Annotated in this window: 14 protein-coding genes; 4 read left to right on the top strand and 10 right to left on the bottom strand. The window is 70.8% G+C overall.

Annotated elements, in window-relative coordinates:
- Positions 1–2: 2 nt before the first annotated feature.
- The 3 genes from AB5I40_RS42900 to AB5I40_RS42890 all read left to right on the top strand — a co-directional run bounded on the left by AB5I40_RS42900 (position 3) and on the right by AB5I40_RS42890 (position 3401).
- Positions 3–821 (top strand): DNA-formamidopyrimidine glycosylase family protein, encoded by an 819-nt coding sequence (locus AB5I40_RS42900; RefSeq protein WP_370935914.1) that lies wholly within the window; start codon positions 3–5, stop codon positions 819–821.
- A 375-nt stretch (positions 822–1196) separates the two neighbouring features.
- Complete coding sequence (locus AB5I40_RS42895; RefSeq protein WP_370935913.1) at positions 1197–1769, top strand: GNAT family N-acetyltransferase; 573 nt, start codon at positions 1197–1199, stop codon at positions 1767–1769.
- 606 nt (positions 1770–2375) lie between these two features.
- Positions 2376–3401: a quinone-dependent dihydroorotate dehydrogenase gene (locus AB5I40_RS42890; protein WP_370935912.1), complete on the top strand. Its 1026-nt coding sequence runs from the start codon at positions 2376–2378 to the stop codon at positions 3399–3401.
- Positions 3402–3594: 193 nt separating this feature from the next.
- Here AB5I40_RS42890 and AB5I40_RS42885 read toward each other — a convergent pair whose 3' ends face one another.
- The 9 genes from AB5I40_RS42885 to AB5I40_RS42845 all read right to left on the bottom strand — a co-directional run bounded on the left by AB5I40_RS42885 (position 3595) and on the right by AB5I40_RS42845 (position 17162).
- Positions 3595–4893, bottom strand: coding sequence for a hypothetical protein (locus AB5I40_RS42885; RefSeq protein WP_370935911.1), 1299 nt, complete (start codon positions 4891–4893; stop codon positions 3595–3597).
- Positions 4894–5418: 525 nt separating this feature from the next.
- Entirely contained in the window at positions 5419–6402 is a 984-nt protein-coding gene (locus AB5I40_RS42880) for a hypothetical protein (protein ID WP_370935910.1), read from the bottom strand.
- 35 nt (positions 6403–6437) lie between these two features.
- Positions 6438–7286 (bottom strand): PspA/IM30 family protein, encoded by an 849-nt coding sequence (locus AB5I40_RS42875; RefSeq protein ID WP_182893389.1) that lies wholly within the window; start codon positions 7284–7286, stop codon positions 6438–6440.
- Positions 7287–7540: 254 nt separating this feature from the next.
- Positions 7541–7990, bottom strand: a complete 450-nt coding sequence (locus AB5I40_RS42870) for a helix-turn-helix domain-containing protein (protein WP_182893390.1) — start codon at positions 7988–7990, stop codon at positions 7541–7543.
- 100 nt (positions 7991–8090) lie between these two features.
- Positions 8091–8555 carry a CinA family protein gene (locus tag AB5I40_RS42865; RefSeq protein ID WP_370935909.1) on the bottom strand — a complete coding sequence of 155 codons (465 nt, stop codon included), beginning with the start codon at positions 8553–8555 and terminating at the stop codon, positions 8091–8093.
- The gene (pgsA, locus tag AB5I40_RS42860; RefSeq protein ID WP_370935908.1) at positions 8555–9202 is read right to left on the bottom strand and encodes a CDP-diacylglycerol--glycerol-3-phosphate 3-phosphatidyltransferase; all 648 of its coding nucleotides are present in this window, start codon (positions 9200–9202) and stop codon (positions 8555–8557) included. Before pgsA ends, AB5I40_RS42865 begins: the two co-directional genes overlap by 1 nt.
- Positions 9199–10647: a 30S ribosomal protein S12 methylthiotransferase RimO gene (gene rimO / locus AB5I40_RS42855; RefSeq protein WP_370935907.1), complete on the bottom strand. Its 1449-nt coding sequence runs from the start codon at positions 10645–10647 to the stop codon at positions 9199–9201. Before rimO ends, pgsA begins: the two co-directional genes overlap by 4 nt.
- A gap of 156 nt (positions 10648–10803) precedes the next feature.
- On the bottom strand, positions 10804–14994 hold the full coding sequence (locus AB5I40_RS42850) for an AAA family ATPase (RefSeq protein ID WP_370935906.1): 4191 nt from the start codon (positions 14992–14994) through the stop codon (positions 10804–10806).
- A gap of 119 nt (positions 14995–15113) precedes the next feature.
- Entirely contained in the window at positions 15114–17162 is a 2049-nt protein-coding gene (locus AB5I40_RS42845; RefSeq protein ID WP_370935905.1) for an acyltransferase family protein, read from the bottom strand.
- Between the two features lie 157 nt (positions 17163–17319).
- On the opposite strand from AB5I40_RS42845, the gene AB5I40_RS42840 reads away from it, so the two are divergent.
- Positions 17320–17838, top strand: a complete 519-nt coding sequence (locus AB5I40_RS42840; protein WP_370935904.1) for an amino-acid N-acetyltransferase — start codon at positions 17320–17322, stop codon at positions 17836–17838.
- Between the two features lie 4 nt (positions 17839–17842).
- On the opposite strand, the gene AB5I40_RS42835 is transcribed toward AB5I40_RS42840, so the two are convergent.
- Positions 17843–18250: a hypothetical protein gene (locus AB5I40_RS42835; protein WP_370935903.1), complete on the bottom strand. Its 408-nt coding sequence runs from the start codon at positions 18248–18250 to the stop codon at positions 17843–17845.
- Between the last annotated feature and the right edge of the window lie 13 nt (positions 18251–18263).

Here is an 18263-nt window from a genome sequence, read left to right as displayed (position 1 = left end):
CCGTGCCCGAGGGCGACACCGTATTCCTGGCCGGAAAGCTGCTCGACCGCGCGCTCGCCGGGAAAACGTTGGTGCGCGGCCAGTTCCGCCATCCCGAACTGGCCACTGTGGACCTGGCGGGTCGCGAGGTGCACGGCGTCGGCACCGTCGGCAAGCACCTCTTCACGCGCTTCTCCGGCGATCTGACGCTGCACAGCCACCTGCGGATGGACGGCTCGTGGAAGATCCAGCCCGCCGGCGCGAAGTGGGCGATGCCAGCCCATCACGCGCGCGTCGTGCTGATGACCGAGGACGTCCAGGCGATCGGTTTCCGTGTGCACGACCTGAAACTGGTGCCCACCGCCGAGGAACACGACCTCGTCGCCCACCTGGGCCCGGATCTGCTGGATCCACAATGGACAGACGAACACGCCGCACTGGCCGCCGCCAACCTGGCCGCGAAACCGGACCGCGAACTCGGCGACGCCCTCTTGGACCAGCGGATCATGGCCGGCGTCGGCAACCTGTACAAGTGCGAGATCTCTTTCCTGCTGCGGGTTTCCCCATGGACCCCAGTGTCCGAAGTGGACCCCGCACGCGCGGTGGCGCTCGCCCGGAAGCTACTGGTCGCCAACGCGTGGCGGCACGAACAAGCCACCACCGGCGACCTCCGCCGCGGCCGCCGCACCTGGGTCTACGAACGCACCCGCCAAGGCTGTTTCCGCTGCGGCGGCGCGCTGCTGGTGCGCGAGCAGGGCGACGGACCGTACCAGCGCCCGACCTGGTGCTGCCCGCGCTGCCAGCCCGGCCCCGTCCCGGCCGACGGACCGCCGCGCAAATGATGTTGCCGTACCGAGAGGTTCGCGGTTAGCGTGGCAGTACACGAGAGAGGAGGTGGTCCTAAGTTGTATTCACACAGGACTCGTGAGGTGGCTGTCCGCTAGCGGATGGCACGTGTTGGGACTTTGAGCAGCGATGCAACAGAGCCACCTTCGGCTCATCGCCTGCTTCACGTGCTGCCTGCTGACGAATACCAGGCAGTCACCGGGTTCCCGGGGTTCTCGAGCACCGGTCCGGCTCGAGCCTGGACGCTGACGGCGTCCAGGAGGCGCCCCGGGAATTTCCATGTCCGCTTCCGGTGTTCGCCGCACGCTGTTCCCCGCGGGCGATCACCGCGGCGGTTCCTGCGCAGCCGCGGAAGTCGCTAGGCTGGGAGGATGCTCAGGCCGGACTACCCGATCAGCACCGAACGCCTGCTCCTCCGCCCCTTCAGGGACGACGATCTCGATGCCCTGAACTCGTTCCAGTCCCGCGCGGACGTCGTCCGCTACCTGTACTGGGGACCGCGCAGCCGCGCGGAATCCGCTGCCGCGCTCGCGAAGCGCGTCCACAGCGCGACGCTGTCGGAGGAAGGCCAGTTCCTCGCCGTCGCCGTGGAACTCGCCGAAACCGGGCAGCTCATCGGCGACCTCAACCTCGAATACCTCAGCGCCGAACACCGCCAAGGCGAGATCGGCTTCGTCTTCCACCCCGACCACCACGGCAAAGGCCTGGCCCTGGAAGCAACGAGAGAAGTCCTGCGGCTCGGCTTCGAAGACCTGGGCCTGCACCGCATCATCGGCCGCTGCGACGGCCGCAACACCGCGTCGGCGTCGCTGATGGAGCGGCTGGGCATGCGGCAGGAAGCACGGCTGCGGGAAAACGAGATCGTCAAAGGCGAATGGACTGATGAGTTGGTCTACGCCATGCTGGAAGACGAGTGGAAAGCCGGAGCCGCCCGGTTGAACTGATGCCCGCGACGATTGGTTCGCGGATGCCGCTGGGCGGGCGCGGGAAGCCCGGATGCTTCGGGCGGGCCCCGGCTGAAAGCTGGCCTGCCTCAACTCGGTGCCTGGGCACGGATGCCGGACACGATCTCGGGACGCACCCGCAGCCTCGCCACGGTCTGTGAAGGGCTCCTTGAGGGAATCAGATTCCCTCAAGGAGCCCTTCACAGACCGCCCACCACCCGCCAGAACGCGCCCCCAATGTGGCATTGGGTGCATCCCATGCACCCAATGTGGCATTCGGTGCATCTGACGCACCCAACGCCACATTGGGGCGCGAGCCCCGACCCCCTCGCGAACCGCAGCAAACGCACCCAACGGTCGAGGCACCCAGCCCCTCCCCCGCACCCCGATACGAAGCGTCCCTGCGGTCTGGGGGTGCTTGTCAAGGCATCTTTCCCGCCTTGACAAGCACCCCCAGACCGTCAGCACACTCACGCTTCGGGGTGCCCCACGCAACCCAGGTGCGCAACGTCGCCGCCAGGCGACGAGCAGCCCAAGACGCGACCCCCGCCACAAGAACCCAAGCCACCCCAGCCAACCCACCCCTCATACGGCAGCATGGACAACGTGCTCTTCGACAGGATCGTCCGCCCAGCGATGTACCGGCTCGCCTACCACGACCCCGAGGTAGTCCACGAGCGCACAGTCACCCTCCTGAGCCGAGCCGGAACCGCCCTCCGTCCCGTCGCCAAGGCGTACCGAACCACCGATCCCACCGAAGTCCTAGGCCTGACCTTCCCCAACAAGATCGGCCTGGCCGCGGGCATGGACAAAAACGGTCGAGCCCTCCACGCCTGGCCGGCCCTGGGCTTCGGCTTCGTCGAAGTAGGCACAGTCACCCGCCACCCCCAGCCGGGCAATCCCAAACCCCGTCTCTTCAGCCTCCCGGCCACCGACGCGGTCATCAACCGCATGGGCTTCAACAACGACGGGGCCCAAGCACTGGCCGACCGTCTGGCCTCGCACGGGAAACCCGCGGTGCCGCTGGGAATCAGCATCGGCAAGTCGAAGGTGACGCCGCTGGACGAGGCCGTCGAGGACTACCGCTACTCGCTCCGCACCCTGCACCCCTTCGCCGATTACTTCGCGATCAACGTCAGCTCCCCGAACACCCCCGGCCTCCGTGCGCTGCAAGACAAATCCGCACTCGCCGAACTGCTCTCCGAACTCCGCAAGACCGGCGCCGAACTGGGCGGCGACACGCCCCTGCTGGTGAAGGTCGCCCCCGACCTCACCGACGACGCGCTCGCCGAACTCCTCGAAGTCTGCCTTGAGCACGGCGTAGCCGGGATCATCGCGACCAACACGACCCTCTCCCGCGCGGGCATCGCCCCCGCCGAAGCCGCGCTGGCGTCGGAAACCGGCGGGCTGTCCGGCCGCCCGCTGACCGAACGCTCGGCCGAAGTCGTGCGCTTCGTCCACGAGAAGACCGAGGGCAGGCTGCCGATCATCGGCGTCGGCGGCATCCTCGGCCCGGACGACGCCCGTCGCATGCTCGACGCCGGTGCCAGCCTCGTCCAGATCTACACCGGCTTCGCGCTGCACGGGCCCGGTCTGGTCCGCCGCGTCGGCCGGGGGCTCGCCGCCCGGTAGCGGGCTCACCTGTCCGACGGCGAAGTCCGGGCTCCGGCACGCAAACCGGGGCCCCGCATCGGCGAACGACTGCTCGGCAAAGCCAGAAGTACGGCTTCGGCCTGAGGTCGTGCCCGGCGCAGGAACCCGGGCCCGAACCAGACCTCGTCCGGCAGGGCCCGAGTCCGGCAGTGCGCACTCGGGCCCCTCCGCGTCAGCCGGGGAACCGCGGGCCGCCGGTGCTCACGAACCGCAGGTATCCCCGCCAAGACGCGTACCGGTCCAGTCCTTCCCCGCCGACCGCGGCCGACGGTTCGCACAGCACCGCAAGCGGCGAACTCCCGTCCTCCAGCTCCACCCGGCCCATCACGAACGGCGCCGCCAAGCCCTCCGCGAAACGGTCGAACGCCGCCGGAGACAGCCGCCAGCGTTCGCCGTCTACGCCAGCCGAGCCGGAGACCACTCCGGGCTGAGGCGGGGTGACACCGTTGAGCAGCACCAGGCGATAGTGCTCGGCAGTCCGGACCAGACCACCGAACCGCGCCCCGTGCAGTTCGTCATGCAGTGGCTGGCCGCACAGGTGCGCACCGAACACCACCACATCGACGCTCTCGCTCGGGTACGGGTCCGGCGACTGCTCGCCAGTCAGCACCGAAGCCAGGTCGATTCCGATCTGGTCCTCGAACGCGCGTGTCACCACAGTGATCCCGTATGGCCGCCGGTCACCCGGCACGGTCACCGCGGCGACGTCCAGTGCGTCGAGAGTCGCCTCTAGGACGCCGACGGTCGGCAGCAGCACCGCGTCCAGATCTGCCAGCAGCGAGCGGGCTCCAGAGGCTTCTCCGGCCCCGTAGAACGCGCTGACGTCTACCGGGACCAAGACGGCACCGGAAGCCTCCAGAGAGGCAGCAGCGACGTCGAACGCCCTCCTCGCGGGCAGCGGGAGGCTGGCCTCGGCGGGGATGCCGAGGCGCGGATGCTGTCCGGCCGCGAGACGGACGTCGGCTGGCCATTCGCGCATTGCCGAGTCCGTGCCGAACATCGCCGCGACGGTCCGCTGAGCGGTCGTGAGGCGGTGCGCGGACACCGAAACGGTCGTCGCCGGGATCAGGCCGGGCGTCGGCTTGAGGGTGAGTACTCCGGCCGGGGCGGCGATCTCCCGCGCGGACGAATTCAGTGCCAGGTCGACGATCTCGAGACCGATCGCCGCGTTTTCCGGGTCCGCGACGGTGGTTCCGAGGACCACCGCGCCGGCCTCGGTGAGGCGGGCGAGCGCGGGCGGGCTGTCGGAATCGACCGCGCAGACGGTTCCGGCCAGCGGGAGGTCTTCGCCCGCGTGGACGCGTTCGTCGACGGTTTTCGCTTCGACGAGCACTTCCTCCATGGTGCGCACCGAGGCCCAGAGTCCGGGGCGGTCGGCTTTCGCCAGCCGCTCGAACGCGGTGCGGACCCGCTCGTGCGAGCTGGGCGGGGGGACGGGAACAGGATCAGGTTCCGGCGGGAGCGTAGTCACGAGGGCGTCCTTTCCTCGGCGGGATCGGAGGAGTCCACTGTGTACGTCCGGCGCCGCGAACCTCAGCCCGTGACGCCGGGCCTGGCGGGTGCCAACACCGACCTCATGAGAAAAACGTTAAACCGCAGACGTTTCCGTCACCAGCAGGATCGGATTACGCGATTGTTGCGGTATGCGGGGGAAACTCACGCACCGTCGCGGCCGGACTGTCCGGTTGCGCCGACCGGAATCCCAAACTCGGCCATCAGGACGGCGTTTCCGCCCGGCCGCGGCGAATCCCGGAGTCGCCGTGAAGCCGCGCGCCCGGACCACATTCACCCCTGGATCGAGCGTTTCGCGGCGGATTACCGCGCCGCACGACCCCGGTGACGGGGCCAGCGCAGGCTGGTCTTCAACGCCAGCGCCAGGCCGGTGAGCCGGTCCGTCGCGTCCGTCAGCGCCTCCCGCGACGCGACCATGCCGTCACCGCTCGCCCAGCCGCGGCGATTCCCGGAGTCGCCCCGCACGACCCCGCGACGAGGTTGGTCAGCCAAGGTCTTTCAACGCCAGCGCCAACCCCGCGAGCCGATCCGTCGCGTCCGTCAGCGCCTCCCGCGACGTGACCATGCCGTCACTGCTCGCGGCCACCGCACGACCGGCCGCGGCGACCAACCCGCCATAGCCTTCGATCCCGTCGTCGAGTTGCTCGCGCAGCTTCGACACCGCGGCCTGCAACGCCGAACGTTCGCGTTCCGGCGCGGAATTGCGGCCGCGTTCGATCGCCTGGATCCGGTCCGCCAGGCCGCGCAGCGCGCGGGCGGCCTCGTCTGCCGTCGCGCGCGCGTCGGCGACCGAGACCTCCGGAACCGCGGTGGTGCCCAGCGAAGTGGGCACCGAAAGCTGCCGCAGGAGTTCGCGCAGCGAAGCCTCCGACTCGGCCAAGCGCTCCATCGGCTCGCGCGCGGCCGAACCGGCCGCGGGCAGCGGCGGAGGGCCGCTGGGCGCGGCGGGAAGTTCTACCTTCTTCAGCTCTCGCAACCGCATCCCGGTGCGGACGCTGAACGTGCCGAACACCAGCGTCGCGAAACCGGAGAACACCGCCTGCCCGATTTCCGGGCCGGCCACCGCTCCGCCGAGCAGGCCGGTGGCGGTGAGCACGGTGAGGATCCCGAGCAGGATCGTGACCAGCACCCACAAAGTGAGCACGCGCGAGGTGCGGCGGATCCGGCGCTGGTGCTTCGCGCTCGGCTCGTTCCAGCGCTGCCATTTCGCGCGGACCTCGGCCACCGCGGGCACCTGCCCGGCGACCGAGGAGAACGCCGCGGACGCGGCAGCGCTCGTCGGGCGGCGCGGCACCGGCGGCGGCGAGACCGGACCGCGCTGGGTCTGCTGCGGCTTCCCGCCGGCTTCCTCGGCCGGCGGGAAGTACCGCTGCAGCTTTTCCTGAGCGCGCTGGGCGTAGTCGGGCAACCGCTCGATGTGCTTCTCGAGCTTGGCGTTGAACTCGCTGAAGTCCCGCCGCTTGGTCATCCGCGCTACCCCCTGCGCCGCTCGTGCCCGGCCGGTCAGGCCGGGTTCTTGCCCTGTTCCGCCTGCACGCGGGCCTGGATCTCCCGCTGGATGTCGCCCGAGGCGGCGGCCGGCTTGGCCGCGGCCGCGCCCGCACCGCCGTCGGTGACCTGCGCGACCGAGTCGCCGCGCATCGACGCGCGGATCTGCTCCAGCCGCGAGTGGCCCGCCATCTGGGTGGCCGACTCCTGGACCTCCATCATGCGGCCCTGCACCGAGTTCTGCGCCAGCTCCGCCGAGCCCAGCGCGGTGGTGTAGCGCTTCTCGATCTTGTCCCGGACCTCTTCCAGCGACGGCGTGTTGCCCGGCGCGGCCAGCTGGCTCATCTGGTTCAGCGACGCGGAGACCTGCTCCTGCATCTTCGCCTGCTCCAGCTGCGAGAGCAGCTTGGTGCGCTCGGCCAGCTTCTGCTGCAGCATCGTCGCGTTGCGCTCGACGGCCTGCTTCGCCTGCGTGGCCGCCTGCAGCGACTGGTCGTGCAGCGTCTTGAGGTCTTCGATGCTCTGCTCGGCGGTGACCAGCTGCGCGGCGAAGCTCTCCGCCGCGGTCTCGAACTGGGTCGCCTTCGCCTCGTCGCCCTTGCCGCGGGCCTCGTCGGCCAGCACGAGCGCCTGGCGCGTCGAAGCCTGCAGCTTCTCGACCTCGCCGAGCTGGCGGTTGAGCTTCATCTCCAGCTGCCGCTGGTTGCCGATCACGGAGGCGGCCTGCTGCGTCAGCGCCTGGTGATTGCGCTGCGCCTCCTCGATGGCCTGCTGGATCTGTACCTTCGGGTCGGCGTGCTCGTCGATCTTCGACGAGAACGCCGCCATCATGTACTTCCAGAACTTCACGAACGGGTTGGCCATCTCCTCCGCCTGCCTTCTTGCGTCCCACGGGCCCTGATTGCTTCGGGGCGGGGCGTCGCTCCCCTAGTCGCACAACGTACCGACCCCGGCGTTGGGTTCCATCGTGTCAGGTCGGCCTCCGCCGTTCCAGGCGACCCCGGGGGAATTCAGGGTCAGCCCTGACCGGCGGTCAGGACCGGCCCGGAAGGGGAACCCCGCGCACGCCGACGGCCCCGGGGAGATCCCCGGGGCCGTGCAGCGAAACAGCGCTGGCGTTACGCCGCGATCGTGGACGCGAGCTTCGGCGCGCCGATCGTGGTCCGCAACGTCGTGTTCATCCGCGGAGCGGGCTGAAGCCGCAGGTCGGAGAGGTCGTCGCCGATCAGCTCCGACACCAGACGGCCGCCTTCGAACCCGGCCTCGCCGCGGTCGGGCACGGTCTCCCTCGGCGCGGTCTCCACCTCTTCCACCGGCGCGACCTCGACCTTGTCGAGAGCCGACACGTCGGCGGCGACCTTGTGCAGCAGCTCGCCCAGCGGCAGCTCCAGCGCCTCGCAAATCGAGGCGAGCAGCTCGCTGGAAGCTTCCTTCTGGCCGCGCTCGACCTCGGACAGGTAGCCGAGGCTCACCCGGGCGGCGCGGGAGATGTCACGCAGCGTCCGACGCTGGTTGGTGCGGGCATGACGGAGCCGATCACCGATCGCCTCGCGCAACAGCACGGTCATCACGCGCCTCCCTTCCCGAACTGGTGCCTCCTACGTTACCCAGAGCGGTACCCCGAGTGCAGGACTTGACACGTACGTACGCCAAGGGCGAACGCCGTTTTCAGTCTAGTTGTTCCCCGAGCAGCGCGAACGCGGCGCGGACCGACGCCGTCCGAATCGTGTCCCGGTCACCGGGCTCGGCCAGCTCACGCACCGTGTTCACGCCTGGTCCGCTGAGCCCGACGTACACCGTTCCCGGGGCCACGCCGTCCTGCGGATCCGGCCCGGCGACGCCGGTCAGGCCGAGGCCCCAGGTCGCCCCGCAGCGCTCCCGCGCACCCCTGGCCAGCTGCGCGGCGACCTCGGGGTGCACCGCTCCGTGCTCGGCCAGCAACTGTTCGTCGACCCCGGCGAGCGCGGCCTTCAGCTCTGTGGCGTAGACCACGAACCCGCCGCGCAGCACCGCGCTCGCGCCCGGCACCTGGGCGAGCGTGGCGCAGACGAGACCGGCCGTGAGCGACTCCGCCGCCGCCACGGTTTCCCCCCGGCGGGTGAGGGTCGCGACGAGTTCGCGTGCTTCGGTCATCACGAGCCCATCGCGCGCCGGCCGGCGGCGCGCAGCCGGATCGCGCGGACCAGGTAGTCCACGCCGGTGACCACCGTCAGCGCCACCGCGATCCCCATCAGCGCCCAGCGCACCGGGTCCGCTCCCGCCGGGAGCGGCAGCAGGTAGGTCACGATCGCGATGATCTGCGCCATCGTCTTCGCCTTGCCGCCCCGGCTGGCCGGGATCACGCCGTGCCGGATCACCCAGAACCGCAGCAGCGTCACGCCGATCTCGCGCACCGCGATCACGATGGTGACCCACCAGCCCAGCTCCCCCAGCGCGCTGAGCCCGATCAGCGCGGCGCCGATGAGCGCCTTGTCCGCGATCGGGTCGGCGATCTTGCCGAAGTCGGTGATGAGCCCGTAGCGGCGGGCGACCCAGCCGTCGACCTGGTCGGTCGCGGACGCGACGGCGAACAGCCCGGTGGCGATCGCGCGCCACGTGGTGTCCTCGCCGTGGCCGGTGAACAGCGCCACGACGAACAGCGGGACCAGGACGAGCCGCGAGATGGTGAGCAGGTTCGCCAGGTTCAGCGTCGGGACCGGGGTGGCTTCGGGCAGCTGGGCCCCGCCCTCGGAAGCGGCGCGGGGCACGCCCTCGCCCGCCCCGCTGGGCGCGGCACTCACCGGCCGGCGTCCGGCGCCGGGCGGACGACCAGGTCGACCCCGGCGGAGTCGACGACCTCGCAGCGGACGATGTCGCCCACCGCGAGCGGCTTGGTGTCTTCGTCCTCGAGGATGACGCATTCGCCGTCGACCTCGGGAGCCTGGTGCGCGGCGCGGCCGACCGCGTCGTCGCCGTCCGTGCCGTCGTGCTCGACCAGCACGTCCACGAAGGTGCCGATGCGGTCCTCGGCGCGCTGCGCGGTCAGCTCCTCGACCAGCGCCGAGATGCGCGCGACGCGCTCGGCGACCACGGCCGGGTCGAGCTTGCCGTCGAAGGTCTCGGCCTCGGTGCCGTCCTCGTCGGAGTAGCCGAACACGCCGACCGCGTCGAGCCGGGCGCCGGTGAGGAACCGCTCCAGCTCGGCCAGGTCGTCCTCGGTCTCGCCGGGGAAGCCGACGATCACGTTGGTGCGGATGCCCGCCTCGGGCGAGTACTCGCGGATCTGCTCGGTGAGCGCGAGGAAGGAATCGGTGGAGCCGAACCGGCGCATCCGGCGCAGCACCTGCTCGCTGGAGTGCTGGAAGGACAGGTCGAAGTAGTCCGCGACGCCCGGCGTGGTCGCGATCGCCTGCACCAGCTGCGGCCGCGTTTCGGCGGGCTGCAGGTAGGACACGCGGACGCGCTCGATGCCGTCGATCTCGGACAGCCGCGGCAGCAGCAGCTCGAGCGCGCGGGTGCCGTCGCGGCCGAAGTCCTTGCCGTACGAGGTGGAGTTTTCGCTGACCAGGAACAGTTCCTTCGCGCCGTTCTCGGCGAGCCAGGCCGCCTCGGCGACGATCTCGTCGGGCTGGCGGGACACGAACGACCCGCGGAACGACGGGATGGCGCAGAACGAGCAGCGCCGGTCGCAGCCGGAGGCGATCTTCAGCGCGGCGACCGGGGAATCGTCCAGCCGCGTGCGCAGGACGCGCGGGCCCCAGCCGTGCTGCGCGTGCCCGGGCACCTCGACCTCGGCCGTCGCGGCGGGCCGCTGCACCGGGCTGATCGGCAGCAGCTTGCGGCGGTCGGACGGGGTGTGCGAGGCGATCGTGCGGCCGGCGACCACGTCATCGAGGCGCGAAGACAGGTCGGCGTAGTGGTCGAAGCCGAGCACCGCGTCGGCCTCGGGCAGGCTGTCGGCGAGTTCGTTGCCGTAGCGCTCGGCCATGCAGCCGACCGCGACGACCTTGCGTCCGGTGTCGGCGGCGGCGAGCAGTGTGTCGACCGAGTCCTTCTTCGCCGATTCGACGAAGCCGCACGTGTTGACCACGACGACGTCGGAGTCCTCCGGTTCGGCGGCCAGCTCCCAGCCGCCCGCGGCCAGCCGGCCCGCCAGCTCCTCGGAATCGACCTCGTTGCGGGCGCAGCCCAAAGTCACGAGGGAGACACGGCGGGCGCGAGCGGAATCAGCGGCTGGAGAAGGCACGACGTTCAGGGTAGCCGTCGCATTCGGACCGCCCCGCGACGGCGTCGCCCAGTGCGGTGACCCGGTCTCCTCCGGCCGGGTCTCGCCGGGGCTGTCGGCGGGGCTTCCAGTACGTGAGGGGAACCCTGAGGGAATCTGATTCCCTCAGGGTTCCCCTCACGTACCTGCGGACACGTCCGGGACCGTCAGCAGCGTCAGCTCCGCGTCGTCCAGGGCCTCCAGGTCGACGTCCGGGCCGGCCAGCCGCATCGCCTGCGCCCGGATCGCGCGTTCGAGCAGGCCGCGGGCCGAACGGCCGTTCGCGAAACCGGCGCCGCGGTCGAGCCCGGCCATGAATCCGGGCAGCGCTTCTACGAGCCCGGCGTCGAGGCGGTAGCCCTGTTTGCCCGCCATGGCGGTGAAAATCTCGGCCAGTTGGGCGTTGTCGTAGTCGGCGAAATGCACTGTGGCGCCGAAGCGGGACCGCAGGCCCGCGTTGGCGTCGAGGAAGCGGTCCATGTCCACCGGGTAGCCCGCGGCGATCACGATCAGGTCCTCGCGGTGGTTCTCCATCTGCACGAGCAGTTCGGCGACCGCCTCGCCGCCGAAGTCTGCACCGTTCGAGTAGGTCTGGACCAGGTTGTACGCCTCGTCGATGAACAGCAGTCCGCCGATCGCCCGCTCGCACACCTCGCGGGTTTTCGGCGCGGTCTGGCCGATGTACTCGCCCACCAGGTCCGGCCGCGCGACCTCGACGAGGTGCCCGGACGGCAGCACGCCCAGCTCGCGATACAGCTGCCCCATCAGGCGCGCGACGGTCGTCTTCGCCGTGCCCGGGTTGCCGGTGAACACCAGGTGCCTGCTGCGCGCCCCGACCGGCAGCCCGGCCTTGCGGCGGCGCGCGTCCAGCCGCGTTTCCGCCACCAGGGCGCGGACCTGCGACTTCACCTCGTCCAGGCCGATCATCCCGTCGAGTTCGGCCAGCAGGTCGTCCAGTCCCCGGCGCGGTCCGGCGTCGTCGCTGACCGCGACCCCGGCTTCGCCCGGCAGGTCCGCGGCGACCAGGACGGCCAGCTGATCCGAAGGCGTGTCCGGCGCGGCGGCCAGACGGCTGGACTGTCCGCTGATCGCGGCTTCCAGCAGGCCGCGCGCGGACCGGCCGTTCGCGAAGCCGCGGCCGCGCGGAATGCGGCGGATCGCCTCCGGCAGCGCGGCTGAGAGGTCGGCGGACAGTTCGTAGCCCTGGCTCTTCGCCATCACCGTGAAAATCCCGGCGAGTTCGTCGTTGGAGTAGTCCGGGAACTCGATCCGGCCGGAGAACCGCGACCGCAGCCCCGGGTTGGACTCGAGGAACTCGTCCATCTGCTTGGGATAGCCCGCGACGAAGACCACCAGGTCCTCGCGGTGGTTTTCCATCTGCACCAGCAGTTCGGTGACAGCTTCCTTGCCGTAGTCGTCGTTGTCGTCGCGCACGAGGTTGTACGCCTCGTCGATGAACAGCACGCCGCCCGCGGCCCGCTCGCACACCTCTCGCGTCTTCGGCGCGGTCTGGCCGGTGAATTCGGCGACGAGGTCCCCGCGGCCGACTTCGACCAGGTGACCGGAGGGAAGCACGCCCAGCTCCCGGTAAATCTGCCCGACCAGCCGCGACACGGTCGTCTTGGCCGTGCCCGGGTTGCCAGTGAAAAGCAGGTGGCGACTGCGGACGGCGACCTTCATGCCCGCATCGCGGCGCCGCGCGTCCACGGCCATTTCGTCCACCATGGACCGCACGCGCTGCTTCACCGAGTCGAGCCCGATCATCGCGTCCAGTTCGGCCAGCAGCTCCGGGAGACTGCGCCGCGGCCCGGAGTCGTCCACCGCACCTACTCCGGATTCGCCGGGCTGCGGCAGGTCAGCGGCGACGAGCGTGACCAGGTCCGCGCCGCCGTCGGTGGTCAGCCGGGTCGACTGCTTGCCGATCGCCGCTTCCAGCAGCACGCGCGCGGACCGGCCGTTCGCGAACCCGCGGCCGCGCGGGATCCGCCGGACCGCCTCGGGCAGCGCCGCGACCAGGTCGGCGGACAGCTCGTAGCCCTGGCCCTTCGCCATCGCGCGGAAGATCTGCGCGAGCTCGTCGTTGGAGTAGTCCGGGAATTCGATGGTGCCGGCGAACCGCGAGCGCAGGCCGGAGTTGGACTCCAGGAAGGCGTCCATCTCCTTGGGGTAACCGGCCGCGAAGACCACCAGGTCCTCGCGGTGGTTTTCCATCTGCACCAGCAGTTCCGCGACCGCTTCCCGGCCGAAGTCGTCGTCCTTGTCGTTCACGAGGTTGTAGGCCTCGTCGAGGAACAGCACGCCGCCGACAGCCCGCTGGACCGCCGCACGGGTCTTCAGCGACGTCTGGCCCACGTACTCGCCGACCAGGTCGGTGCGGGTCACCTCGACGACGTGGCCCTTGGGCAACGCACCGAGCGCTTGGTAGATCTTGCCGAGCAGCCGGGCGACAGTCGTCTTGGCCGTGCCCGGATTCCCGGTCAGCAGCAGGTGCCGGCTGCGCACGGCGACCTTCATGCCCGCTTCCCGGCGCCGCGCGTCGATCGTCATCTCCGACGTCAGCGAGCGGACCCGCTCCTTGACCGCGGCGAGGCCGATCATCCCGTCCAGCTCGGCGAGCAGCTCCTCGATCGAGGATCCGCCGCGCTGGCCCGCCGCGGCCACGAGCGGCTCGATGTCCGGGTGGCCGATCTCGATCCGGGTGCCCGGCATCGCTCCCCGGCTGATCGCCTGCCGCGAGGCGGCGTCCAGCAAGGCCTCCACCGTGCGCGCGCTGGGTTCGTTCGCCAGCGCGGCGAGGCGGTCGCGCACGTCGGCGGGCAGGCCGAACGAGCGCTCCCGGGCGAGAACGTCGAGCAGCGCGGCGGCCGCGCCGGGCCGGTCGAACCGGGGCAGCCGGTACTGCAGCATGTTCTGCACCAGGTCAGGAGCCTCGGTGCTGAGCTGTTCGAGCACCTTCTCGGTGCCGTCCAGGATGATCAGGCGGCAGCTGTCCTGGTCGCGTGCGTAATTGCGCAGCATGCGGATCGTGGCGGCGAGGTCCTTCTCGAAGAGCGCGTCGACCCGCTCAGCGAGCAGCAGCGCGGAGCCGCCGTTCTCGATGTCGTTGATCGTCGCGGGCACCGAGCGCTCGACCGGGTCGTCGGCGTACTCGGCGAGCAGGGCGGCGCAGTCGAAGAACTCGGCGGTGTCGAATCCGACCTCGGCCTCGGTCAGCGACGCCTTCAGCGCCCGGGTGAAGCGGCGCTGGCCGGTGTTCGCCTCCCCCACCAGCAGGATGAACGGGTTCGGCTGCTTGGTGCCCGCCGTCATCCGGGCCGCTTCGCGCTTCTCCCACTCGGCGTAGGCCTTCTGCCACTCCTCATAGGCCTTTTCGTAGCGGGACTGCTCCTTGCGCTGCCACATGCGATTGCCCGCGGCCAGCAGGTCCAGCGTGACCGACCGGCTGTGCCGCGCCATGTCGCCGAGCACGTTGTTGCCGGAACCGTCCGAACCCGGCCGTTCCGGCTCGGGCGGCGGCGGTTCGCCGGGACCGTTCGCGGTGCCGTGCCGGGTGGCGTCAGCCCAGGCGACGACCCGGGTGGCGCGCGTGACGAACTCCGCCATCGACTCGGTTCCGGCGACGAACATCCCGGCCTGGCCCAGGTTCTCCACCCGGATCTGCGGCGGGGCTGGGGTCGGCGGGGCGCTCGCGGGGACCGGCGGAGCTGCTGACGGCGGGGCTGCGGGCGGCGGTCCCGGAGGCGCGGGCGGAGATGGCTGCGCCGGGACTTGCCCGGACCACGGGCCGCCCTGCGGTGCGGGCGGGAACCCGGGCTGCGGCGGGCGGTAGCCCTGCGGCGGCGAAGGCGGGCCGTTGTAGCCGCCCGGGTTCCCTTGCGGCGCAGGCGGTCCCGCGTAACCGCCGGGATTGCCCTGCGGTCCGGGATAACCGCCGGGGTTGCCCTGCGGTCCCGGATAACCGCCCGGATTTCCTTGCGGTCCGGGGAATCCGCCCGGGGTGCTCTGCGGACCGGGGTACGGCGGCCGGGGCCCGTTGCCAGGGCCGGGGTAGCCCTGCTGGCCGCCCGGGTACTGCTGCGGCGCGCCGTATCCGCCCGGGACGGGCTGGCCGGGAGCGCCCGGCGGCGGGTTGAGCCGGGCGGCCGCGCGGTAGCCGGGGTCCGCGGGCGGCTGCGTGTACTGCCAGCTCCCGTCCGGCAGCCGCCGCTGCCACGCCTGGCCGGGGACGAGCAGCCATCCGACGCCGTCCGGGCCGGTCAGCGCGGCCGTCCGGCCCGCCGCCGCCTCGGACTGTGCGGCCTGGAATGCGTCCCACCCTGCGCGCGTCAAAAAAACCAGCTCCCCCTCAGGTGCCCGTGCGGCAAGCCCGCCGCCGCCCCATTGTGCCGAACCCGGGACGCTCCGCGACGGCTAGTCGCCGAAGTCGCCCGTTCGCCCCTCGCGCGCGGTCACCACTGCAGGGCTTGTTTGAGCTGTTTGACCGCGATCGGCGCGAGTGTCGTGTTGAACGTCGCGGACGGGTGGTTGTCGTCCATGTAGACCAGCACGTTCCCGACGACCGCGCGGCAGCGCTTCTGGTCGCAGTAGTAGTCGGTGAAGTCCAGGAACGACACGTTGTCCGGGATGTCCTGGACCCGCTCCCACGACGGAGCCGGGGCCACCGCGGCGGGCCGCGGCACCGAGCACGACGCGTCGGTCGGGCTCTTCTGCGCGACGCAGCTGGCCATGTTGAACGCGTAGCGCGGGTTGTCGCGGACGGCGACGACCGGGATGTTCGCGTCGTTCAACGCGGACCAGACGTCGACGAAGCCCTTCGGCGTCGACTCGTTCGGCCCCGGCTTGGAGTTGACCGTGCCGAGCATGACGACCGCGTCCGGGCGCGTGTCGAGCAGTTCGTCGGTGGCGGCCTTGTTCCACTCGATGCAGTTCTTGTCGCCGGGCATCAGCTCGGAGCCCGACGAGTACGGGCACGCGCCCTTCAGCATGGTCGAGACCTGCCAGCCGTCGGAGACGACCGCGGGCCGGAAGGCGGCGAGGTACTGCTGGATGTGCGAATCGCCGACGAGCACGATCCGCTTGGTCGGCGGCCCTTCCGGGCCCTCCGTGCAGATCTCCAGCTCCTTGTTGCGCGGCGACTTCGAGCACTGGTCCGGCGCGATGCGGGCCCAGTCGTCGGCGAGCTTCACCGTGGGCGGCACGATCGCCGGCGACGGCGTGCCGCGGTAGACGAAGCCCGGCGCGTGCGCGACCGCGCCGGGGTGGTCCGGGTCGCCGATGGCGATCTCGTAGTTCGCCCGCGCGCTGCTCACGCCCTGCCAGACGCCGCTCGCGACGAGCACCGGGGCCAGCGCGAGCACGCCGAACCGGTAGGAGCCCCAGTGCTTCGCGGTGCCGATCTTCGACAGCCGGATCGGGTTCTCGATCAGGTGGTAGGTCAGGATCGAGAGCAGGAACGACACGCCGACCACGAACGTGCCGCCGAGCAGGCCGACCGCCACCCGGTCGCGGATGATCAGGTAGAAGACCAGCACCGGCCAGTGCCACAGGTACAGCGAGAAGCTGAGATTGCCGACGTAGCCGAGGAATTTCGAGCTGAGCCAGCGGTCCGCGCCGAGCACGCTGCCGGTCTGCCCGGCCACCAGCACCAGGCCCGCCGAGACGGTCGGCCACAGCGCGATCCAGCCGGGGAACACGCTGTCGACGTCGAGCAGGACGCCGCACAGCACCAGCCCCGCGACGCCGATCCAGCCGAGCACGATGCGCAACAGGCGTGGCAGCGTGACCTGGTCGAGGAACATCGCCATCAGGCCGCCGAGCGCGAACTCCCACACGCGGGTCAGGCCGTGGAAGTAGGCCAGCGGCTGGTCGGCCGCGGTGAGGTACACCGAGTACGCCAGCGAAGCCGCGAACAGGACGATCAGCAGCAGGTTCACCGTGGCGCGCAGCGACCAGCCGAGGCGGCGCACGAGCAGGCCGAGCCCGACGAACAGCAGCGGCCACACCAGGTAGAACTGGCCCTGGATGGACAGCGACCAGAAGTGCTGCACGAGGCTCGCGCTGTTGTGCTGGGCGAAGTAGTCCACCGAATCCGCCGCGAGCTGCCAGTTCTCGTAGAACAGCGCCGACGCGACGACCTCGCGGATGGTCTGGAACCAGCGGTCCTGGGGCAGCAGCAGCTGCGACACGACCACGACGGTCAGCAAGACGGTCATGGCGGCCGGGAAGAGCCGCTTGATCATCCTGCCCCAGGTGGCGCGCAGCTCGATCCGGCCGCGCAGCAGCGCCCGGTAGAGCTGGCCGGTGATCAGGAACCCGGAGACGAGGAAGAACACGTCGACGCCGCCGGAGATCCGGTCGAACCACACGTGGTAGACCACGACCAGCACCGAGGCCAGCGCCCGCACGCCCTGCAGCTCAGGCCGGAACCGGGCCTGCGCGCTCGGCCCGGCGGGAGGATGGCCGGATCGTTCCGGGGCGGCCACAGTGCTGCCGGACATGCAGGTTCCTCCCGAGGGCCGGTAGCCGGCCAGCGCCCGCCGCTACTGGTCATGTGCGGTCACTAGCTATACGTGACGACTCGTAGCGTCACGCATCCGGGGTCCCCCGATGGAGCCGCTCGGCACACCCGGTCCTCGCGGTAGTTATCTTGACCGGGTGCCCGATTCCCGCCCTCCGTCCGTCCGCCGCGCGCGGATCGCCGACGTCCGCAAGATCAAGGCCCTCGTCGACTCCGACGCGGGCCGCGTGCTCCTCGAGAAGGATCTGGTCACGCTCTACGAGGCGGTGCAGGAGTTCTGGGTCGCGACCGACGAAGAGAACGGCACCGAGGACGTGCTGGGCGCCGCCGCGCTGCACGTGCTGTGGGAGGACATCGGCGAACTGCGCACCGTGGTGGTCGACAAGGCGGCGCGCGGCCGCGGGATCGGCCGCGCGCTGGTCGGCAGGCTCGTCGAAGAGGCCCGCGAACTGGGCCTGAAGCGGCTGTTCGTGCTGACGTTCGAGACGTCGTTCTTCGCTGGCCACGGGTTCGTTGAGATCGACGGGGCACCGGTGTCGCACGAGGTGTACGCGGAGATGCGGCGCTCCCTTGACCCGGGTGTGGCGGAGTTCCTCGACCTGCCCTACGTCAAGCCGAACACCCTGGGGAACTCGCGCATGCTGCTCGAGTTCTGAACCCTCACGAGAACCGGACGAGAATCCGGCCGCCCGACCCGTCCACCGCCTCGAGCTTCACCGTCGTGCCCGCGAACGACGTCGCGTCCGGACCCTGGCGCCCGGTGTGCAGCTGGACGGACGTGTGCTCGCCGCGACCCGGCTCGGTCAGGACCAGCGCCACGACCGCCTCCCCCGCCACGAAGCACTGCCTGCCCGGACGGCAGCGCGAATCCGAGACCAGCTGGCGGTAGCGCACCGTCAGATCCCGGCCGGCGACCTGCACCTCCTGGCCGGGCGTGAGCGCCACGTTCCCGCCCAGCTCGGCGGCAGGCGGTCGCGACGGTGTCTGCGCGACGGCGACCGTGCCGCCCGCGCACCCGGCCAGCGCGGCGGCCGTCCCGATACCCAGTGCGAGCTTCTTGAGGTCCATGCGCAGTGGACGA

This window comes from Amycolatopsis sp. cg13 (assembly GCF_041346965.1).
Taxonomy (GTDB): domain Bacteria; phylum Actinomycetota; class Actinomycetes; order Mycobacteriales; family Pseudonocardiaceae; genus Amycolatopsis.
This window is presented reverse-complemented; position numbering and strand designations above follow the sequence as displayed.